Below are 1,860 nucleotides of genomic sequence, written 5' to 3' on the forward strand. Positions count from 1 at the left end.
GTGCGCTGGAAGGAGAGACCCTGCGCGACCACCTGGGCCTGCCACGCAAGGCGAGCCGTTATGCGACCGACGCCGAGCCGGCGCGGAAGGTGGGATAAGGCGATGAGCGGAGACACTTCGGTAGCGCCGGGCCATGCCCAGCGGAATTCGCCGACAACGGGCGTACTGCCCGAGATCGCGGCACGTGTCGACGACGCCATCGCGATCCGCCATGACCTGCACCAGCACCCGGAACTGGCCTTCGAAGAACACCGCACCAGTGCCCGCGTGGCCGAGCTGCTGCAGCAATGGGGCTATGCGGTCAGCACCGGCATCGGTGGCACCGGCGTGGTCGGTACGCTGCAGCGCGGGCAGGGCCGTCGCCGATTGGGTCTGCGCGCCGACATCGATGCGCTGCCGATCCATGAAGAATCCGGGCTGGCCTATGCAAGCCAGCGCGAAGGCCTGATGCACGCCTGCGGCCACGATGGCCACACCGCCATCCTGCTCTCGGCTGCCCACTACCTTGCGCACCACGGGCATTTCGATGGCACGTTGCAGCTGGTGTTCCAGCCGGCCGAGGAAACCGGCTCGGGCGCTTCGAAGATGATCGCCGATGGCCTGTTCGAACGCTTCCCGGTCGATGCCATCTATGGCCTGCACAACTGGCCGGGCGTGCCGGTGGGGCACTTCGGCTTCGTCGACGGACCGGCGATGGCATCGGTGGACTGGGCGCGTCTGCGGGTGATCGGCAAGGGCGGCCACGGCGCCGAGCCGCAGGGCAGCGTCGATCCGATCCTGGCTGCCGCGCACATCATCACCGCGCTGCAGAGCGTGGTGTCGCGCAATGTCGATCCGCGGCAGATGGGCGTGGTCACCGTCGGCTCGATCCACGGTGGGCAGGCGGCCAATGTCATCCCCGATGTGGTGGAGCTGAAGCTGACAGTGCGCGCGTACCTGCCGGAGGTGCGCGATACGCTGCGCCGACGGGTGACCGACATTGCCGAGCAGACTGCCGCTGCCTTCGGTGCGCGTGCCGAGATCGAATTCCCGCGCGGCTTCCCCAGCGTGATCAACCACCCCGAGCAGACGGCCTACGTCCGCGAGGTGGCGGTACAGGGGTTCGGTGCAGGGCAGGTGGTGGAGGCCTTCGCACCGCGTACCGCCAGCGAGGACTTCGCCTTCCTGCTGCAGGCACGGCCGGGCAGTTTCGTGTTCGTCGGCAACGGCGACAGCGCGCCGCTGCACAGCCCGCGCTATGTGTTCAACGACGCGGCCATCGCCCCGGCGGCCAGCCTGTGGGCGCGTCTGGCCGAGCACTATCTGGTGGAGGACGTGGCATGAGCGTGCGGTACGACAACGATCGGTTCCTGTACACCTCGGTGGACGACCCGCTGGCGCGCCCGTTGTTCGACGGCCTGGAGCAGGAGTACGACAACCGCTATGCGGACGTGCGCCGGCGTATCGGTGGCAGTGCCCGCGAGGAACTGCAGCGCTATCCGGCCGAAGCCTTCGCTGCCCCGGTCGGTGCGTTCGTGCTGCTGCTGCGCGACGGCGTGGCGATTTCCGGTGGAGCGTTCATGCCGCATCGCGATGAGGACACCGCTGAGTTCAAACGCATCTGGACGCTGCCTGGCCTGCGTCGGCAGGGCATCGCCCGGCGCGTGCTGCAGGAACTGGAAGACCAGGCTGCGCGTCAGGGCTATCGGCGCGTGTTCCTGACCACCGGCTTCCGCCAGCCCGAGGCGGTCGGCCTGTATCTCAGCCACGGCTACACCGCGTTGTTCGATCTGGATGCGGACCCGGAAACCATCGCGCATCTGCCGTTCGAGAAGCATCTGGTGCCACAGTCACAGGCGGGCGACACAGCTACCCTCGCAC

The 1,860-nt window shown here is 68.0% G+C and carries 2 protein-coding genes; both read left to right on the top strand.

The genetic code is table 11. From position 1 onward, the window contains the following. The first annotated feature begins 102 nt into the window (after window positions 1-102). Entirely contained in the window at window positions 103-1,323 is a 1,221-nt protein-coding gene (locus AB4Y84_RS20610; protein ID WP_442244967.1) for a M20 aminoacylase family protein, read from the top strand. After that, on the top strand, window positions 1,320-1,860 hold a 541-nt coding region (locus AB4Y84_RS20615), incomplete at its 3' end, for a GNAT family N-acetyltransferase (RefSeq protein WP_442250813.1). The genes AB4Y84_RS20610 and AB4Y84_RS20615, both read left to right, overlap by 4 nt.

This window comes from Stenotrophomonas sp. 2YAF22 (genome assembly GCF_052114665.1).
GTDB classification, from domain to species: domain Bacteria; phylum Pseudomonadota; class Gammaproteobacteria; order Xanthomonadales; family Xanthomonadaceae; genus Stenotrophomonas; species Stenotrophomonas indicatrix.

Coding starts and splice junctions, on each gene's coding strand:
- AB4Y84_RS20610 (WP_442244967.1), top strand. CDS start 103: ATGAGCGGAGACACTTCGGTAGCGCCGGGCCATGCCCAGCGGAATTCG.